Here is a 19,597-nt window from a genome sequence, read left to right on the forward strand (position 1 = left end):
GCCCTCATCTTTTTTCCCCTCGGCTGTAGGGTTTTATTTCAGATGATCAAATCTTTGCGTCCATTGCTGTTGGCCGGTTTTCTTCTCCCCCTGGCCCTCCCCGTTTCTGCAGCTCCGGTCAATACTGCGCTGTCGCCCAACGTTGAAAAAGCCCTGAAAGCCAGCAAGTTGCAGGACAACGCCCTGTCGCTGGTGATGATCCCGCTCACCGGCCCCGGCACCCCGACGGTGTTCAACGCCGACGTGTCGGTCAACCCGGCGTCGACCATGAAACTGGTCACCACCTACGCGGCCCTGGAAATGCTCGGCCCGAACCACCAGTGGAAAACCGAGTTCTACACCGACGGCACCCTCAGTGGCGGCATCCTCAACGGCAACCTCTACCTCAAGGGTGGCGGCGATCCGAAGCTGAACATGGAAAAACTCTGGCTGCTGATGCGCGACCTGCGTGCCAACGGTGTCACCCAGGTCACCGGCGACCTGGTGCTGGATAAAACCTTCTTCGTGCAACCGCAACTGCCGGAGTTCAATGACGACGGCAACGATGAGAACAAGCCGTTCCTGGTCAAACCCGATTCGCTGCTGGTCAACCTCAAGGCGCTGCGCTTCGTTGCGCGCAATGACTCGGGCAAGGTACTGGTCTCGGTAGAGCCGCCGATTGCGAGCATCCGCATCGACAACCAGGTCAAGGCCCTCAACTCCAAGCAATGCACCGGTGGCGTGCGTTACAACCCGGTGGCGCAAGCCGATGGAACCGTGACCGTTACCGTCGGCGGTCAACTGGGTGAAGGCTGCAGCTCGCAGACTTACCTGTCGCTGCTCGACCACGCGACCTACACCGCCGGCGCCGTCCGCGCGATCTGGAAGGAACTGGGTGGCAGCATCCAGGGCAGGGATGTGCTGGCGCCAACCCCTAAAGACGCCAAGGTTCTGGCCCGGGCGTTCTCGCCGGACCTGGCGGAAATCATCCGCGACATCAACAAGTACAGTAACAACACCATGGCACAGCAGTTGTTCCTGAGCCTGGGCCAACGTTTCCGCACCGATGCCGATGGTGACGACGCCAAGGCTGCCCAGCGTGTCGTGCGTCAGTGGCTGGCGAAAAAGGGCATCACCGCGCCGCACCTGGTGATGGAGAACGGCTCCGGCCTGTCCCGCGCCGAGCGCGTCAGCGCGCGGGAAATGGCCTCGATGCTCGAAGCGGCCTGGCACAGCCCGTATGCCGCCGAGTACATCAGTTCGATGCCGATTGCCGGCACCGACGGCACCATGCGCAAGCGCCTGAAGACCACGGCGATGCGCGGTGAAGCCCACGTCAAGACCGGCACGCTGAACACCGTACGGGCGATCGCCGGCTTCAGTCGCGACGTCAACGGCAACACCTGGGCGGTGGTGGCGATCCTCAACGACAAGGCCCCGTTCGGCGCCTCGTCGGTGCTCGATCAGGTGCTGCTCGACCTGTACCGCCAACCGAAAGCGCCGCAGACGGCTTCGGTGTTGTAACCGAATCGAGAAACTGCAGAGATCCACTGTGGGAGCGAGCTTGCTCGCGATGGCGGCCTGACAGTCAACAATGATGTTGAATGTTATGGCCTCATCGCGAGCAAGCTCGCTCCCACAGGAATTGCATGCCCCCCCTAGTTCATTTCCGCCTCAACCCTATCCCTTCCTGCCTGTTTCGCCGCATAAACCCCCGAGTCCGCGCGCAACAGCAAGGCATCGGCGCCCTCCCCGGCGCGCCAACTGGCAATCCCGAAACTGGCGGTGACTGTACCGACGCCTTCAATGGGTGAACTGCGCAGGCTGTGCCACAATTGCTGGGCCAGCACATAGGCATGTTCGCCGCCGATATCCGGGCACAGCACCATGAACTCCTCACCGCCCAGGCGGCAGAACACATCGGTGCGACGCAGCCGGTGGCCGATCCGCTCGCACACTGCCTGCAACACCCGGTCACCGATGGCGTGGCCATGCAGGTCATTGATGCGTTTGAAATGGTCGATATCGAGCATGATCACCGACAAATCCCCACCGCCACGCTCCACCCGGGCCATTTCGGTGGTCAGGCGCTCCTGGAAATAACGCCGGTTGTGGATACCGGTCAGCGAATCGGTGACCGACAACGCGCGCAATTCTTCTTCCACCCGCTTCATATCGGAAATGTCCGAGATGTAGCCGTGCCAGAGCACGCCGCCACCGGGCAACTCCTCCGGAGTGGCTTCGCCGCGCACCCAACGCACCCCGCGTAGCGGCAGTTGCACGCGGTACTCCTCGCGCCAGGGGCTGAGGGTTTCGGCCGAAGCGCGGATCGAGGCGCGAACACGGGTAGTGTCCTGGGGGTGGATCCGGGTGAAGATCGCTTCGGCATTGAGCAGCAGCACGTCGGGTTCCAGCTCGTAGATATCGCGAATGCCGTCGCTGGCATAGATCACGCTGAAGCGCCCGTCGAATTCCATCTTGAACTGGTAGATGCCACCGGGCACATGGGCGCTGAGTTTCTTCAACAGCAGGTCCCGCGCCGCGAGCGCTTCATGGACCCGCTTGCGCTCGGTGATGTCGATGCACACCGCCAGGTGCCCGACCCACAGGCCTTGCTCGTCGAGCACCGGCGTGGCGAGCATGTTGACCATCAGATGGCTGCCATCGCCGCGCACCAGGGTCCACTCCCGCGCCTCGTGACCGCCCTCCTCGTCGCCTTCGACCAGCATCGCCTGGCAGGTCGGCACCGGCTTGCCATAACGCGCGCTCAACTCGGCCGAACGACCGGCCAGCTCCCGGGGCAGGTGCAGGTTCTCCAGGGTCATATGGCCGACCACTTCGGCACTGGTATAGCCAAGCATCTGCTCGGCACCGGCGTTGAAGGTGCTGATGACGCCGCGCAGGTCGGTGGCGATGATCGCGACCTGGGTGGCGGCATTCAGCACGCCACGCAACTGACCATGGGTGCCACGCAGCTCCTGTTCCCGATCACGCAGCTCCTGGGTACGCTGCTCGACCAGTCTCAACGCCCGCTGCCGCTGACTGACCAGCACATAGAGCAAGGCACTGAGCATCAGGCTGAGCAATCCACCCAACACGACCAGACTGGTCACGGAGGAATGGTTGGCCTGCACAAACGCGTCGCTGGGCTGGATATCGACTTGATAGTCATGGTCGGCCATGCGCAACAGGCGCGTTGCCGACAGCTCGCTGACGGCCGGCGGGTTGGGCGACTCGAACAGCACTTCGTGCTGATCGTCGGTCGACAAATCGAGGATGCGTACCGAGAGATAGTCGCGACTCGCTTCCGGCAGTCCGTCCGCCAGCAATTGGCGCATGCTGATCACGGCCATCACATAACCGTAGGGCTTCGTGGCATTGTGGTCCTGTCCGGTGCGCTGCGTGACCGGCGCGACCAGCAGCACGCCGCGCGCATAGGCCGGTTCGATACTCACCAGATGCATCGGTTGCGACACCGCCATGCCGCCACGCCGATCGGCCCGAGCGAGCGTGGCACGCCGCAGCGGCTGGGCCAGCAAGTCATAACCGAGGGGAGCGCCGAGTTTGCTTTGCGTCTGGCTGTACAACACCGCCACGTACTCATCACGCTCACCGGCCAGTTGCAATTGGCCGTCGGCGTTGAGCTCTCTCAGGGTGAAGCCGTTCAAGCCCTCGTCTCGCACCCGTTGCTCGAACGCCGCCCGCTCGTCACGAGTGACCCGCTGGGCATAGGAATACGCCTGGGTTCGCAGCAGCAAAGGTTGGGTATAGCCGTCGAATTCCGCTCGGGACACTGAACCGGAATTGGCGAAAAACCGGCGCAGGCCATCGAGGCGCTGCTCCTGATCTTCGAAACGTTCTTCGATACGGCTGTAACGCTCACTGGCCAGCAGTTGAAAGCGTTGCCGCAATTGATGGTGAAACAGATTCAGCGTCGACCACGCCAGCAACCCGGTGAGCACCCCGCCGATCAACAAAACCAGCAGCGCGACCAGCCAGGCCGAGGCATCTTCGCTGATTAAACCCAGGATCTTGGGGCGCACGGCGTGCAACGACATAAAACGCAACTCAAAACAAACGCCAGGTGCGGGAAAGCCCTTTGGCCCTGAATGGAGTTATAGCTATTAGCCACTAATTTGACCAGCACCCTGTAGGTGCGAGCCTGCTCGCGATGGACTCAAGAACACCGCGTGCCTTCAGAAAGCTCGCGTTATCGTTGTCGACCATCGCGAGCAGGCTCGCTCCTACAGGGGGGCAACCATCAACGTGCCATGATTTTCCAGGCGCGATGGATCTTGGCGTTGCGCGCAAAATCCGGATCGAGGGTCTGGGCAGTGATGTCCTCGACCGCATAACGCTCGCCGAGATTGGCCTCCAGTTCGAACTTGCGGAAGTTGTTGGAGAAGTACAGCACGCCACCGGGTGCCAGGCGCGCCATGGCCAGGTCGATCAGTTGCACCTGGTCGCGCTGCACGTCGAACACGCCTTCCATGCGCTTGGAGTTGGAGAACGTCGGCGGGTCGATGAAGATCAGGTCGTACTCGTCACGACTGGCTTCGAGCCACGCCATCACATCGCCCTGCTCCAGGCGGTTCTTGTCGGAAAAACCGTTCAGCGACAGGTTGCGACGCGCCCAGTCCAGATAAGTCTTCGACAGGTCGACACTGGTGGTGCTGCGCGCGCCGCCCTTGGCCGCATGCACACTGGCCGTTGCGGTGTAGCAGAACAGATTGAGGAAGCGTTTGCCGGCTGCCTCTTTCTGGATACGCATGCGCATCGGCCGATGGTCGAGGAACAGACCGGTGTCGAGGTAGTCGGTGAGGTTCACCAGCAACTTCACACCGCCTTCATTGACCTCGACAAATTTGCCCTGCGCCGCCTGGCGCTCGTACTGTTTGGTGCCGCTCTGACGCTCGCGGCGCTTGACCACCACACGGTTCTTGTCGATGTTCAGCGCCTGCGGGATGGCTGCCAGGGCATCGAACATGCGGGCCGAGGCTTTTTCCGGATCGATGGATTTCGGCGCGGCGTACTCCTGAACATGGACCCAGTCGTGATACAGGTCGATGGCCATGGAATATTCCGGCATGTCGGCATCGTACACGCGGTAGCAGTCGATACCCTCACGCTTGACCCACTTGCCCAAGGCCTTGAGGTTCTTTTGCAGGCGGTTGGCGAACATCTGCCCGCCTTCGCTCAGGCGCGGCTGCTCGACCACCGGAGCCGGTGCCGGCGTCGGTTTGATCGGGTTGCCGTTTTTGTTGAACTTGCGCTCCTGCGGTTCGTTCGGCGTCTGATCGTAGGCGGCTTGCTCACGCTCGACCTGGCGCTGTTCCGGCGTACGACGCTCGCCGGTGACGAACTGATCGGGCAGCACCTTGATCAGCAGCAGCTTGCACGGCAAGGCGCCGTTCCAGAACGAATACTGCTTGTGGCTGCGGATGCCCATGCGCTTGCCCAGGTCCGGCGCGCCGGTGAACACCGCTGCTTCCCAGTTCAGGCAGGCCTGACGCAGGCGTTCGCCGAGGTTCTGGTAGAGGTAGAGCAGGCTCGCCTCGTCGCCCAGACGCTCGCCGTACGGAGGGTTGCAGATCACCAGGCCTTTCTGGTTCTGGTCCGGGCGCGGCTCGAACGTAGCAACTTCACCCTGGTAGATCTTGATCCACTCGCTCAGGCCGGCCCGCTCGACGTTGTTGCGACCCGGTTGAATCAGGCGCGGATCGGCTTCGTAGCCACGGATCCACAGCGGTGGCTTGGCCAGACCGGCCGCGGCACGTTCGGACGCTTCTTCGTGGAGTTTTTTCCACAACGCCGGGACGTGACCGAGCCAGGCAGTGAAGCCCCACTGCTCACGGCGCAGGTTCGGCGCGATGTCCGCGGCGATCATCGCCGCTTCCACCAGGAACGTACCGACACCGCACATCGGGTCGGCCAGCGCGCCGCCTTCGGCCGCGATACGTGGCCAGCCGGAACGGATGAGGATGGCGGCCGCGAGGTTTTCCTTCAGCGGTGCCGCACCCTGCTGCAGGCGATAGCCGCGCTGGTGCAGGCTGTGGCCGGACAGGTCGAGGGACAGAATGGCTTCGCCACGGTCCAGGCGCAGGTGAATGCGCAGGTCCGGATTGAGCTTGTCGATGGACGGACGGTCGCCTTGCGGGGTGCGCAGTTTGTCGACGATGGCGTCCTTGACCTTCAGCGCGCCGAAGTGGGTGTTGTCGATACCCGAGCCATGGCCGCTGAATTCGACGGCCAGGGTGCCGTCATTGAGCATGTGGTCTTGCCACTCGATATCCAGCACGCCGTGGTACAGGTCTTCGGCGTCCTTCATCGGGAAACGCTTGAGCACCAGCAGCACGCGGTTGGCCAGGCGTGACCACAGGCACAGGCGATAAGCGGTTTCCATGGTGGCCATGCCGCGCACGGCAGAGGTGTGCTCCCGCGCTTCCTCAAGGCCAAGCCCGACGGCTTCCTCGATGAGCAGGCCTTCAAGGCCTTTTGGGCAAGTGAGGAAGAGTTCGAAACGATCGGACATGGGAATTCCAGAACCTTTAGCTGAGTGACCGGGCAACGCATTGCCGGTCCGGTTTTCAATCAGGCGCTTTTCTCGAAGAGCGCCCGCGTGGCACGAAGGTGTGCCGTTCCACCCCTGCTGCTCGGGTTAAATGAGCTTAGATGCAAGGACAGATAAAAAAGTTGATGCAATGAAATGTCATAAGTCGACCCTTCGTCGAATAGTGCCTCCCGGGAACGGGAGCCATTCTCACTAAAGGATTAAGCCCATCATCCAGCGCAGAGCCGATCATACCGGGGTTTGGCTAATAAATACGCTACAAACACTCTGTTACTTATGGCCTTAACACATGAATGGTTACGTCCTTATGACAAAACGATCATTCCCTCGATGTGACGCATTGGTTAGAACTCAACTCAGGTTGGCGCCGCAATGACGCCAACACCTTGGCTCGTCACGCCGGCAACGAGCCCCCAACGGCAGAGTTTTTCTGCCAGACCTCAATAGAGGTCAACGCGATAAATACAGTCAACAAGTGAGGGCAACACCCTATGAGAAGACTTAAGCGTGATCCGTTGGAAAGAGCATTTTTGCGCGGATATCAATATGGCGTTGGTGGCAAATCCCGTGAGCTTTGCCCATTTACTCTACCGTCGGTACGCCAAGCCTGGATCAATGGCTGGCGAGAAGGACGCGGCGACAACTGGGACGGTATGACCGGCACTGCGGGAATCCACAGACTCAACGAACTTCACGCCGTCGGCTAATTACAGGGCACAACACTCCGACACGACAATCTGATTTTGTACTGAATTAACCACGCACGTCCCATCCGGACGGCGGGCTGCGGCCCAGGGGCTCCTTTAAAGGGGCCCTTTTTTATGCCTGCTCCAAACTCAGCGACGATACCCTCGTGGCGAGGGGGCTTGCCCCCGTTCGGCTGCGAAGCAGCCGTGTTTTTTCCTGGCACACCGAGTCGTTTGTTTTCGGGGCCGCTTCGCGACCCAACGGGGGCAAGCCCCCTCGCCACAAAAAGCCCCCAAGCAGGGTTCAGCGCAGGGCGGCGATGGCGTCTACGGACTCGCGAATCAGCGCCGGGCCCTTGTAGATGAAGCCCGAATAGATCTGCACCAGACTCGCGCCTGCGGTGATTTTCTCTGCGGCGTGCTTGCCTTCGGTAATACCGCCGGCCGCGATGATCGGCAGGCGACCACCCAGCTCCGATGCCAGCACCTTCACGGTGTGGGTGCTCTTGTCGCGAACCGGTGCGCCGGACAGACCACCGGCCTCGTCTCCATGTTCCATGCCTTCGACGCCGACGCGGCTCAGGGTGGTGTTGGTGGCGATGACCGCATCCATTCCGGTTTCGATCAGCGCTTGTGCAACCTGTGCGGTTTCTTCGTCGCTCATGTCCGGCGCGATCTTGATCGCCAGCGGTACATGCTTGCCATGACGCAAGGCCAGTTCCGCGCGGCGCTCGGCCAGATCGGCCAGCAACTGCTTGAGCGAGTCGCCGAATTGCAGGCTGCGCAGGCCCGGCGTATTCGGCGAACTGACGTTGACCGTCACATAGCTGGCGTGGGCGTACACTTTGTCCAGGCAGATCAGGTAGTCGTCCACGGCCCGCTCGACCGGCGTATCGAAGTTCTTGCCGATGTTGATGCCCAGCACGCCCTTGTATTTGGCCGCCGCCACGCGGGCCAGCAGGTGATCGACGCCGAGGTTGTTGAAGCCCATGCGATTGATGATCGCCTCGGCTTCCGGCAAACGGAACAGGCGAGGCTTGGGGTTGCCCGGCTGCGGACGCGGGGTGATGGTGCCGATTTCGACAAAGCCGAAACCCAGTTGGGCGAATCCATCGATGGCCGCGCCGTTCTTGTCCAGACCGGCGGCCAGGCCCACCGGGTTCGGGAAGTCCAGGCCCATGACATTCACCGGCTTCTTCGCCGGAGCCTTGCACAGCAAGCCGTTGAGTCCAAGACGCCCGCCCGCGCCGATCAGGTCCAGGGACAGATCGTGGGAGGTTTCCGGGGAGAGTTTGAACAACAGCTGACGGGCCAGGGTGTACATGGGCGGATTTGACTCGATTGGCGGCGAATTGAAGCGGCGATTATAGCCGGGCTACGGGGTGGCAAGCGAGGCGCGCGTTCAAATCAGCGGTTAATGGCATATGCCTTGCACCATTCCGGGCACCAGCACCCCTGCCAGCGTCGGAATGGGTGCAAAGACAATGGCGTCGTCCCCGGCCTGCCCCTGCACGGACCCGGGACGACGTTTTTTTTGCAAGGTGAACGCGCGATGAACGAACCGTCAGCCGGCCCTCTGGCCTGGGTCAATGGCAGCGATGCCCCGGAAAAAACCGAAATCAATCTCGGCTTCATGGCCCTGAGCGACTGCGCCTCGGTGGTGGTCGCCGCCACCCAGGGCTTCGCCCAACCCCACGGCTTGACCCTTAACCTCAAGCGCCAAACGTCCTGGGCCAACCTGCGGGACAAGCTGGTGAGCGGCGAACTCGATGCCGCGCACAGCCTCTACGGCCTGATTTACGCCGTCCACTTGGGCATCGGTGGCGTGGCCGCGACCGACATGGCGGTGTTGATGGGCCTGAATCAAAACGGCCAGAGCATCAATCTGTCCCGCGGCTTGCAGTCGCTTGGGGTGACCAGTCCTGAGGCATTGGATCGGCACGTGCACCAAACTCGCCCAAAACTCACCTTCGCCCAGACGTTTCCTACCGGCACCCACGCCATGTGGTTGTATTACTGGCTGGCCAGCCAGGGTATACACCCGCTGCTGGATGTCGACAGCGTCGTGGTGCCGCCGCCGCAAATGGTCGCCCACCTGCGGGCCGGGCGCATTGACGGGTTCTGTGTCGGCGAACCCTGGTCCGCCAGCGCCGTGCAACAGGACCTCGGTTTCACCCTGGCCACGACCCAGACCCTCTGGCCCGATCACCCGGAAAAGGTCCTCGGTTGCACCCGTGCGTTCGTCGAGCAATACCCCAATACCGCGCGGGTGTTGGTGATGGCGGTGCTGGAAGCCAGCCGCTTCATCGAAGAAAGCCGTGAAAATCGTCGCAGCACCGCGCAATTGCTCAGTGCCGCGCAATACCTCGATGCGCCGCTGGAATGCATCGAGCCGCGCCTGCTAGGCGACTATGTCGATGGCCTGGGCAATCGCTGGCAAGACCCGCATGCCCTGCGCTTCCATGGTGAAGGCGAGGTCAATCTGCCGTACCTGTCCGACGGCATGTGGTTCATGACCCAGTTCCGTCGCTGGGGCTTGTTGCGCGATGACCCGGATTACCTCGCCGTGGCCCGCCAAGTCCATCAACTAGACTTGTATCGTGAAGCGGCCGGCGCTGCAGGTGTCGCGGCACCGGGCAAGGAGATGCGCAGCAGTCAATTGATCGACGGCAAGATCTGGGACGGTTCGGACCCGGCCGGTTATGCCCGCAGTTTCAAACTGCACGCCATGAGCGACAGCTCCCACCGATCCGCCAGCCGCTGACAGGAGACGACGAACATGCTGCGTATCCTGCTGATCAACGACACCGCGAAAAAAGTCGGACGCCTGAAGGCCGCCTTGACCGAGGCCGGGTTCGAAGTAATCGATGAGTCCGGCCTGACCATCGACTTGCCCGAACGCGTCGAAACGGTGCGTCCGGACGTGATTCTGATCGATACTGAGTCACCAGGCCGCGATGTCATGGAACAAGTGGTGCTGGTCACTCGCGACCAGCCGCGACCGATTGTGATGTTCACCGACGAACATGACCCCGATGTGATGCGCCAGGCGATCAAGTCCGGGGTCAGTGCCTACATCGTCGAAGGCATTCACGCCCAGCGCCTGCAGCCGATTCTCGATGTGGCCATGGCACGCTTCGAAAGCGATCAGGCTTTACGTGCCCAGTTGCAGGCCCGCGACCAGCAACTGGCCGAGCGCAAGCGCATCGAGCTGGCCAAAGGGCTGCTGATGAAAATGAAGGACTGTAACGAAGAAGAGGCCTACACACTGATGCGCCGCCAGGCGATGAGCCGCCAGCAGAAGCTGATTCAAGTGGCGGAGCAGATTATTGCCATGAGTGAGTTGCTTGGCTGAAGTGCTGTGGTGCCTGTGAGGACGCCATCGCGAGCAAGCTCGCTCCCACAGGGGAATGGCGTCGAACACAAATCACCTGTGGGAGCGAGCTTGCTCGCGATGGCAGCGACTCGATTTCGAGTGTTGGCACAGATCTGGCAAAGCAATCACCACAGGTAACCAACGGCGGTTGCCCCACCTACGACAAAGACGTCGCTCACCTCATTTGCCCTTGGCGGATCGGGTGGCGGCGTTTTTTCGTTTTGGCCCCACAGCACGGGGCCGGTGGAGCGGCCGTAGCGGCGCCCCACCTGCAAGCTCATGACTCCTTTCGAGACTCTTCACAGCTGAGGTGCGCAATGAATTCAAGCTTCTGGAAATCCGGCCATACCCCCACATTGTTCGCAGCCTTCCTCTATTTCGACCTGAGCTTCATGGTCTGGTACCTGCTCGGCCCTCTGGCGGTGCAGATCGCCGCCGACCTGCACCTGACGACACAGCAACGCGGGCTGGTGGTCGCCACGCCGATTCTGGCCGGGGCGGTCTTGCGTTTTGTCATGGGGATGCTGGCTGATCGCCTGTCGCCCAAAACCGCCGGCCTGATCGGTCAGGTCATCGTGATCTGCGCGCTGTTCGGCGCCTGGAAACTCGGCATCCACAGCTACGAGCAAGCGCTGCTGCTGGGTCTGTTCCTCGGCATGGCCGGTGCGTCCTTTGCCGTTGCCCTGCCACTGGCCTCGCAATGGTATCCGCCGCAACATCAAGGCAAGGCCATGGGCATCGCCGGCGCCGGCAACTCGGGTACGGTATTCGCCGCACTTATCGCCCCGGTACTGGCGGCAGCGTTTGGCTGGAGCAACGTGTTCGGCTTCGCCCTGATTCCGCTGATCCTGACCCTGATCGTCTTTGCCTGGCTGGCGAAAAACGCCCCCGAGCGACCAAAAGCCAAATCCATGGCCGACTACTTCAAGGCCCTGGGCGATCGTGACAGCTGGTGGTTCATGTTTTTCTACAGTGTGACGTTCGGTGGCTTCATCGGCCTGGCCAGCGCCCTGCCCGGCTACTTCAACGACCAGTACGGCCTGAGCCCGGTAACGGCCGGTTACTACACGGCGGCCTGCGTGTTCGGCGGCAGCCTGATGCGCCCCTTGGGTGGCGCGCTGGCTGACCGGTTCGGTGGCATTCGGACCTTGTTGGCGATGTACACCGTCGCGGCGATCTGCATTACCGCGGTCGGTTTCAACCTGCCGAATTCTTACGCCGCACTCGCACTTTTCGTCTGCACCATGCTCGGCCTGGGCGCCGGCAATGGCGCGGTATTCCAGTTGGTGCCGCAGCGGTTTCGTCGGGAGATCGGTGTGATGACCGGCCTGATCGGCATGGCCGGCGGCATCGGTGGTTTTGCCCTCGCGGCCGGCATGGGTGCGATCAAGCAGAGCACCGGCAGCTATCAACTGGCGCTGTGGTTGTTCGCCAGCCTCGGCATTCTGGCCTGGTTCGGCCTGCACGGCGTGAAGCGGCGCTGGAGAACCACTTGGGGTTCGGCGGCCGTGACGGCTGCGCGGGTCTGACGCCTCGATGAGCCTGCAACTGAGTTTCGCCGACGCCAGCGCCATCGGTCCGCGCGAGGAGAACCAGGATGCCCTGCGCCTGGTCACGCCGGCCCCGGCGCTGGCGGCGAGCAAAGGTTATCTGTTCGCCATCGCCGACGGTGTCAGCCAGTGCGCCGATGGCGGCCTGGCGGCCCGTTCGACGCTGCAGGCCCTGGCGCTGGATTACTACGCCACGCCGGAAACCTGGAGCGTGGCGCAGGCACTCGATCGCCTGTTGCTGGCGCAAAACCGCTGGTTGCAGGCCAATGGCGGCGGACAACCGCTGCTGACCACCCTCAGTGCGCTGGTCCTGCGTGGCCGGCGTTTTACCCTGGCCCATGTCGGCGATTGCCGGGTGTACCGCTGGCACGCCGACCGATTGCAGCGAATCAGCGAGGATCACGTCTGGGACCAGCCGGGCATGCAGCATGTGCTGAAACGGGCGCTGGGGCTCGATCAGCACCTGGTGCTGGATTTTCTCGACGGTGAATTGCGCCTCGATGAAAGCTTCGTCCTGCTCAGCGACGGCATCTGGGCGGTCCTGGGCGATACCGCCATTGCGGCGATCCTGCGTGATCAACCGGACTTGCACAGCGCTGCGCAAACCCTGGTCAATGCCGCACACCTGGCAGGCAGCCAGGACAACGCCAGCGCCTTGCTGGTGCGGGTCGACGCCCTCGGCGAAGCGAGCATTGGCGATGCATTGATGCACTTGCAGCAATGGCCGCTGCCACCGGCCCTGAAACCGGGCCAGGTGTTCGAGGGCTGGCAGGTCGAAGGGATCGTCGCACAGAGCCAGCAATCGCTGCTTTATCGCGTGCGCGACACTCAGCAACGACCCTGGCTGCTGAAAACCCTGCCGGGGCGCCTGCACGACGATCATCAGGCCGGGCAAGCGTTGCTGTCGGAAGAGTGGTTTCTCAAACGCGTGGCCGGTCGGCATTTTCCTGAAGTGCATGCCGCCAGTCAGCGTCAGCATTTGTACTACGTGATGCGCGAATATTCGGGCGCTACCCTGGCGCAACGGCATGAGCAAAGCGGACCGTTGCCGCTGCCCCAGTGGCAAGACATCGCCGAACGCTTGCTGCGAGCGGTTGGCCTGTTGCATCGACGGCAGATTCTGCATCGCGATATCAAACCGGAAAACCTGTTGCTGGGGGACGACGGTGAACTGCGCCTGCTGGATTTCGGACTCGCCTACTGCCCCGGTCTCTCGCACGACCTGCCCTGGGCTTTGCCGGGCACACCCAGTTACATCGCGCCGGAAGCCTTTCGTGGCGAAGTGCCGACACCACAGCAGGACCTGTATGCCGTTGGTGTGACCTTGTATTTCCTGCTGACCGGGCACTATCCCTATGGTGAAATCGAAGCGTTCCAGCGCCCGAGATTTGGTCTCCCGGTCAACGCCAGCCGCTACCGGCCCGACCTGCCGGACTGGATCGCCCATCACCTGGAACGCGCCGTGGCGGCGGCCCCCGAACAGCGTTTCGAAACGGCGGAAGAATGGTTGCTGCTGATCGAGCAGGGGGAGCGCCGCAGTTTGAGCGTGCGCCCCAAACCCTTGCTGGAACGCGAGCCGCTGAAAGTCTGGCGGACATTGGCGCTGGTATCGCTGCTGCTCAACCTGGTGCTGCTGGTGGTGGCGCTCCATTAGCGGGCAACGCGCCTTGAATCGGTGCATCCCCTCGCGACCCTGCCCTTGCGAACGGGAGGAACGCCAACAAACACGGGACCTGAGCGACTTGGCACAACCAGTGCATTACCTCTTTCAACAGACATAAAGCGCAGGCTTCAACGACGAAGGCTGCACTTCCCGAGAGAACGGGACCAGGACAAAGGCGTCCTCGCTAGGCAACTAGCGGGACGCCTTTTTTTGTTTGCGCAAAATTTGTCGAGCATGGCCTGAGCCCTGATGAGGCAGGCCTGAGCTCCCCGGAGAACCTGATGAAAAAACTAAAACTGGTGATGATCGGCAACGGCATGGCCGGGGTCCGGACCCTGGAAGAACTGCTCAAGCTGAGCACAGAGCTGTACGACATCACGGTCTTCGGCGCCGAACCGCACACCAACTACAACCGCATTCTGTTGTCGCCGGTGCTGGCGGGCGAACAGACCTTCGAAGAGATCGTGCTCAACGACCTGGACTGGTACCTGGACAACAACATCAAACTGCTGCTCAACCGCAAAGTGGTGGAGATCGACCGGGTCAAGCGCCGGGTCATTGCCGAAGACGGCAGTGAAGCCGAATACGATCGCCTGCTGATCGCCACCGGCTCGACGCCTTTCATCCTGCCCATTCCCGGCAACACCCTTGAAGGCGTGATCGGCTACCGCGACATCGCCGATACCCAGGCCATGATCGACACCGCGAAAACCTACCGGCACGCCGTGGTGATCGGCGGCGGCCTGCTCGGCCTGGAGGCCGCCAACGGCCTGATGCTGCGGGGCATGCACGTCACCGTGGTGCATCTCGGCGAGTGGCTGCTGGAGCGGCAACTGGACAAGACCAGCGGCCAGTTGCTGCAAACCGCCCTGGAGTCTCGCGGCCTGCATTTCCGTCTGTGCGAGCAGACCCAGGCCTTGCACGACGCAGGCAACGGTCGGGTCGGGTCGGTGCAATTCAAGAATGGCGACATCATCCCCGCTGACCTGGTGGTGATGGCTGCCGGCATTCGCCCCAATACCGAACTGGCAGAGAAATCCGGCATTCCGTGCAACCGCGGGATTCTGGTCAACGACACCCTGCAAACCTATGACCCGCGGATCTACGCCATTGGCGAGTGCGCCAGCCACCGCGGCATCGCCTATGGCTTGGTGGCGCCACTGTTCGAACAGGCCAAAGTCTGCGCCAACCACCTCGCCCAACTGGGTTTTGCCACCTACAAGGGGTCGGTGACCTCGACCAAATTGAAGGTCACCGGCATCGACCTGTTTTCCGCCGGCGACTTCATGGGTGGTGAAGGCACCGAGACCATCACCCTCTCCGACCCGATTGGCGGGGTCTACAAGAAACTGGTGATCAAGGACGACGTGCTGGTCGGCGCCTGCCTGTATGGCGATACGGCCGACGGCGGCTGGTACTTCCGGCAGATCCGTGAAAACCACGCCATCAGTGAGATCCGCGATCATCTGATGTTTGGCGAAAACGCTTTGGGTGACGTAGGGCACCAGGGCCAGGACAAAGCCATGAGCATGGCCGACACGGCCGAAGTCTGCGGCTGCAACGGCGTGTGCAAAGGCACCATCGTCAAAGCCATTCAGGAACACGGGCTGTTCAGTGTCGACGAAGTGAAGAAACACACCAAGGCTGCCAGCTCCTGCGGTTCGTGCGCGGGGTTGGTGGAACAGATCCTGATCAACACGGTGGGCGGCGCCGCCGACGTCAAACCGAAAAGCGAAAAGGCCATCTGCGGCTGCAGCGACCTCAACCACGGACAAATCCGCCAGGCCATCCGCGAGCAGCACCTGCTGACCATCGCCGGCACCCTGAGCTACCTGAACTGGCGTACACCCAACGGCTGCGCCACCTGCCGGCCGGCGCTCAACTACTACCTGATTTCCACCTGGCCGGGGGAAGCCAAGGATGATCCGCAATCGCGCCTGATCAACGAACGCGCCCACGCCAACATTCAGAAAGACGGCACCTATTCGGTCGTCCCGCGGATGTGGGGCGGCGTGACCAATCCTTCGGAACTGCGGCGCATTGCCGACGTTGCCGACAAGTACAACGTACCGATGGTCAAGGTCACCGGCGGCCAGCGCATCGACTTGCTGGGGATCAAGAAGCAGGACTTGCCGGGCGTCTGGAAAGACCTCGACATGCCGTCCGGCCATGCCTACGGCAAATCCATCCGCACCGTGAAGACCTGTGTCGGCAGCGAGTTCTGCCGCTTTGGCACGCAGAACTCCACACAACTTGGCATTGAACTGGAACATGACCTGTTCAACATGTGGTCGCCGCACAAAGTGAAACTGGCTGTCTCCGGTTGCCCGCGCAACTGCTCGGAAGCGGGCATCAAGGACGTAGGCATCATCGGCGTCGATTCCGGCTGGGAGATGTACATCGGCGGCAACGGCGGGATCAAGACCGAAGTCGCGGAATTCTTCGTCAAACTGAAAACCGCCGAAGAAGTCCGCGAATACAACGGCGCATTCCTGCAACTCTATCGCGAAGAAGCCTTTTACCTCGAACGCACCGTGCACTACCTGCAACGGGTCGGCATGGACCACATCAAGAAAGCCGTGCTGGAAGACCCAGAGCGGCGCAAGGCGCTCAACGATCGCCTGCAGTTTTCCCTGTCGTTCGAACAGGACCCGTGGAAGGAACGCCTGGAACAGCCGCAACTGAAAAAAGAATTCGACGTCATCCCTGTGAAAAACCTGGAGGTGCTGGCATGAACTGGCTGGATATCTGCGCACTGGATGAAATCAATGCCCTGGGCTCGCGGATCGTTGCCGGCCCTAAAGGCGACATCGCGATTTTTCGTACCAGCGACGATGAAGTGTTCGCCCTCGACGACCGTTGCCCGCACAAGGGCGGACCGCTGTCCCAAGGTTTGATCTACGGCAAACGCGTGGCCTGCCCACTGCACAACTGGCAAATCGATCTGGAAAGCGGCGAAGCCCTGGCCCCGGACGTCGGTTGCGCCCACCACCATCCGGCGCGGGTCGAAAATGGCCGAGTGATGCTGGCCCTGCGGGACGCAGGCTGATGGACCGCCAGATCACCGCGTCCACCTGCTGCTATTGCGGGGTCGGCTGCGGCGTGCTGATCGAGCATGACGGCGAGCGCATCCTCGGCGTCAGCGGCGATCCGGCGCACCCGGCCAATTTCGGCAAGTTGTGCAGCAAGGGATCAACCCTGCATTTGACCGGCGACTTGACGGCAAGGGCGCTGTACCCGGAACTGCGCCTGGGCAAAGGCCTGGCGCGCAGCCGCACCGACTGGGATACCGCGCTTGATCACGCCGCCAGCGTTTTCGCCCAAACCATTGCCGAACATGGCCCGGACAGCGTGGCGTTCTACATTTCCGGGCAGTTGCTGACCGAGGACTACTACGCCTTCAACAAACTGGCTCGGGCGCTGGTGGGCACCAACAACATCGACAGTAATTCACGGCTGTGCATGTCGTCGGCGGTGGTCGGCTACAAGCGCAGCCTGGGCGCCGACGCCCCGCCATGCAGCTATGAAGACCTGGAATTGAGCGATTGCGTGATGATCGTCGGCAGTAACATGGCCTACGCCCACCCAGTACTGTTTCGCCGACTGGAAGAAGCCAAATCCCGCCGGCCGCAGATGAAAGTCATCGTCATTGACCCACGTCGGACGGACACCTGCGATCTGGCTGACCTGCACCTGGCGATTTTGCCCGGCACCGATGTCGCCCTGTTCCATGGGATTTTGCATCTGCTGCTGTGGGAAGACTGGATCGACCGTGACTTTATCAAGGACCATACCGAAGGTTTGCCCGAGCTGAAGAAACTGGTGCGCGATTACACGCCGCAGATGGTGTCGCAGCTCTGCGGAATCAGCGTCGGGCAATTGCAGCAATGTGCTGAATGGGTCGGTACTTCACCGTCTTTCCTGTCGCTGTGGTGCATGGGGTTGAACCAGTCCACCGCCGGCAGCGCGAAAAACAGTGCACTGATCAATCTGCACCTGGCCACCGGGCAGATTGGCCGTCCGGGTGCAGGTCCTTTCTCCTTGACCGGTCAGCCGAATGCCATGGGCGGGCGGGAAACCGGTAGCCTGTCTAATCTGCTGCCGGGCCATCGGGACGCCGCCAACCCTGAGCACCGTGCCGAGGTGGCTACTTATTGGGGTGTTGATCAACTGCCTGAAAACCCCGGGCTGACTGCCATCGAGTTGTTCGAGCAGGTGGGCAGCGGCAAGATCAAAGCCTTGTGGATCGCCTGCACCAACCCCGCGCAGTCTCTTCCCGATCAGGCGGCCGTGCGCGCGGCACTGGAGGCCTGCCCGTTCGTGGTCTTGCAGGAGGCCTTTCGCACCACTGAAACCGCCAGGTTTGCCGACCTGTTGTTGCCCGCCGCCAGCTGGGGCGAAAAGGACGGCACGGTGACCAACTCCGAACGGCGTATTTCCCACGTCCGCCGCGCGATCGTCGCACCGGGTGAAGCACGCCCGGACTGGACGATCACGATGGATTTCGCACAGCGCCTGGAAAAACATCTGCGTCCGCAAGCCACCAGCCTGTTTGCCTTTGACACCCCGGCGCAGGTCTTCGACGAATACAAGCAGCTGACACAGGGCCGCGATCTGGATTTGTCCGGGATCAGCCACGGCTTGATCGACACCATCGGCCCACAGCAATGGCCCTTTCCTCCGGGGTCCAGCGCAGGCACCGCCCGCCTCTATCTCGACGGCATTTTCCCGACCGCCAGCGGACGCGCGCAGTTCGTGGCCGATCCATATCGCGCCGCCAAGGAACAACGTGATGCGCGCTTCCCGCTGACGCTGATCACCGGTCGTCTGCGCGATCAATGGCACGGCATGAGCCGCACCGGCACTGCCGCGCAGTTGTTCGGCCATGTCAGTGAAGCCGTGTTGAGCCTGCACCCGGATGAGTTGCGCAGGCATCGCCTGCAAGCGGGTGATTTGATCAGCCTGAAAAGCCGCCGCGGCGCGGTGATCGTGCCGGTCGCCAGTGACGACAGCGTGCGTCCGGGCCAAGCCTTCTTGCCGATGCATTTTGGTGACCGTTTTCTCAAGGGCGGCGTGAACAGCCTCACCCTGCCCGCCTTCGACCCATTGTCGAAACAACCGGAGCTCAAACACAGCGGCGTGCGCCTGGAACCGGTGCAATTGCCTTGGCACCTTTTCGCGCTGATAGAGGGCGATGTCCAACAACACTTTGAGACTCTACGCCCCCTCTGCGAGACGTTTTCCTACGTCAGCCTCAGCCTGACCGGTCGTGAGCGCCCTGCGCTGCTGATACGCGCTGCCAGCGCCACGGCGCCAGATCCGCAACTGCTGCGCGATATCGATCAATGCCTGGGGCTCAACGACGGACCGGTCCTGGCCTACGACGATCCACGACGCTCCATCGGTAAGCGGGTGCGGATCGAGAACGGCCGGATCACCGCAATCCGCCTGGCGGGTGAAACCCTCGCCCGGCACTGGCTGCAAAACCTCTGGCTCGAAGGTCGCGCCGATGAACAGCTAAGGCGCTGGCTGCTCGCGCCCTTGAGTGCCCCGCCGGGCCAGGTTGACGCCGAAGCGATCGGTAACAAAACCCTGTGCAACTGTAAAAACGTCAGCCAAAACGCGGTCTGCGCCGGCATCCGCCGCGGCCTGGACTTGCCGGGCTTGAAACAAGAATTGGGTTGCGGCACGCAATGCGGCTCCTGCGTCCCGGAAATAAAGCGTTTGCTGGCCGCTACCGCGCAGCCGCAAGCCGCCATCTCGTGAGGAAAA

The 19,597-nt window shown here is 62.0% G+C and carries 12 protein-coding genes; 9 read left to right on the forward strand and 3 right to left on the reverse strand.

What is annotated here, in order from left to right; genetic code table 11:
- The first annotated feature begins 42 nt into the window (after positions 1 to 42).
- Positions 43 to 1,503 carry a D-alanyl-D-alanine carboxypeptidase/D-alanyl-D-alanine-endopeptidase gene (dacB, locus tag KW841_RS07920; protein ID WP_007971488.1) on the forward strand — a complete coding sequence of 487 codons (1,461 nt, stop codon included), beginning with the start codon at positions 43 to 45 and terminating at the stop codon, positions 1,501 to 1,503.
- A 134-nt stretch (positions 1,504 to 1,637) separates the two neighbouring features.
- Here dacB and KW841_RS07925 read toward each other — a convergent pair whose 3' ends face one another.
- A complete protein-coding gene (locus tag KW841_RS07925; RefSeq protein ID WP_218475085.1) occupies positions 1,638 to 4,037 on the reverse strand; it encodes a GGDEF domain-containing protein in 2,400 nt (799 codons plus the stop codon).
- 203 nt (positions 4,038 to 4,240) lie between these two features.
- Positions 4,241 to 6,511 carry a bifunctional 23S rRNA (guanine(2069)-N(7))-methyltransferase RlmK/23S rRNA (guanine(2445)-N(2))-methyltransferase RlmL gene (gene rlmKL, locus KW841_RS07930; RefSeq protein WP_218475087.1) on the reverse strand — a complete coding sequence of 757 codons (2,271 nt, stop codon included), beginning with the start codon at positions 6,509 to 6,511 and terminating at the stop codon, positions 4,241 to 4,243.
- Positions 6,512 to 7,041: 530 nt separating this feature from the next.
- Here rlmKL and rmf point away from each other — a divergent pair.
- Positions 7,042 to 7,257 (forward strand): ribosome modulation factor, encoded by a 216-nt coding sequence (gene rmf, locus KW841_RS07935; protein ID WP_003223300.1) that lies wholly within the window; start codon positions 7,042 to 7,044, stop codon positions 7,255 to 7,257.
- A gap of 283 nt (positions 7,258 to 7,540) precedes the next feature.
- Here the strand turns inward: rmf and KW841_RS07940 are convergent, their stop codons facing one another.
- Complete coding sequence (locus KW841_RS07940) at positions 7,541 to 8,560, reverse strand: quinone-dependent dihydroorotate dehydrogenase (RefSeq protein ID WP_007971491.1); 1,020 nt, start codon at positions 8,558 to 8,560, stop codon at positions 7,541 to 7,543.
- A gap of 228 nt (positions 8,561 to 8,788) precedes the next feature.
- On the opposite strand from KW841_RS07940, the gene KW841_RS07945 reads away from it, so the two are divergent.
- The 7 genes from KW841_RS07945 to KW841_RS07975 all read left to right on the forward strand — a co-directional run bounded on the left by KW841_RS07945 (position 8,789) and on the right by KW841_RS07975 (position 19,591).
- Positions 8,789 to 10,000, forward strand: coding sequence for a CmpA/NrtA family ABC transporter substrate-binding protein (locus KW841_RS07945; protein WP_218475090.1), 1,212 nt, complete (start codon positions 8,789 to 8,791; stop codon positions 9,998 to 10,000).
- Between the two features lie 15 nt (positions 10,001 to 10,015).
- Positions 10,016 to 10,591: an ANTAR domain-containing response regulator gene (locus KW841_RS07950; RefSeq protein WP_015096057.1), complete on the forward strand. Its 576-nt coding sequence runs from the start codon at positions 10,016 to 10,018 to the stop codon at positions 10,589 to 10,591.
- A 338-nt stretch (positions 10,592 to 10,929) separates the two neighbouring features.
- Entirely contained in the window at positions 10,930 to 12,141 is a 1,212-nt protein-coding gene (locus KW841_RS07955; RefSeq protein ID WP_095965153.1) for a NarK/NasA family nitrate transporter, read from the forward strand.
- Positions 12,142 to 12,148: 7 nt separating this feature from the next.
- Positions 12,149 to 13,816 carry a bifunctional protein-serine/threonine kinase/phosphatase gene (locus tag KW841_RS07960; protein ID WP_218475093.1) on the forward strand — a complete coding sequence of 556 codons (1,668 nt, stop codon included), beginning with the start codon at positions 12,149 to 12,151 and terminating at the stop codon, positions 13,814 to 13,816.
- Between the two features lie 290 nt (positions 13,817 to 14,106).
- On the forward strand, positions 14,107 to 16,560 hold the full coding sequence (gene nirB, locus KW841_RS07965) for a nitrite reductase large subunit NirB (protein ID WP_007971499.1): 2,454 nt from the start codon (positions 14,107 to 14,109) through the stop codon (positions 16,558 to 16,560).
- Entirely contained in the window at positions 16,557 to 16,874 is a 318-nt protein-coding gene (gene nirD, locus KW841_RS07970) for a nitrite reductase small subunit NirD (RefSeq protein WP_007971500.1), read from the forward strand. The genes nirB and nirD overlap by 4 nt, the downstream gene beginning before the upstream one ends.
- Positions 16,874 to 19,591: a nitrate reductase gene (locus tag KW841_RS07975; RefSeq protein WP_218475096.1), complete on the forward strand. Its 2,718-nt coding sequence runs from the start codon at positions 16,874 to 16,876 to the stop codon at positions 19,589 to 19,591. Before nirD ends, KW841_RS07975 begins: the two co-directional genes overlap by 1 nt.
- Positions 19,592 to 19,597 lie beyond the last annotated feature (6 nt).

This window comes from Pseudomonas sp. PDM28 (genome assembly GCF_019219115.1).
Lineage (GTDB): Bacteria > Pseudomonadota > Gammaproteobacteria > Pseudomonadales > Pseudomonadaceae > Aquipseudomonas > Aquipseudomonas laurylsulfatiphila.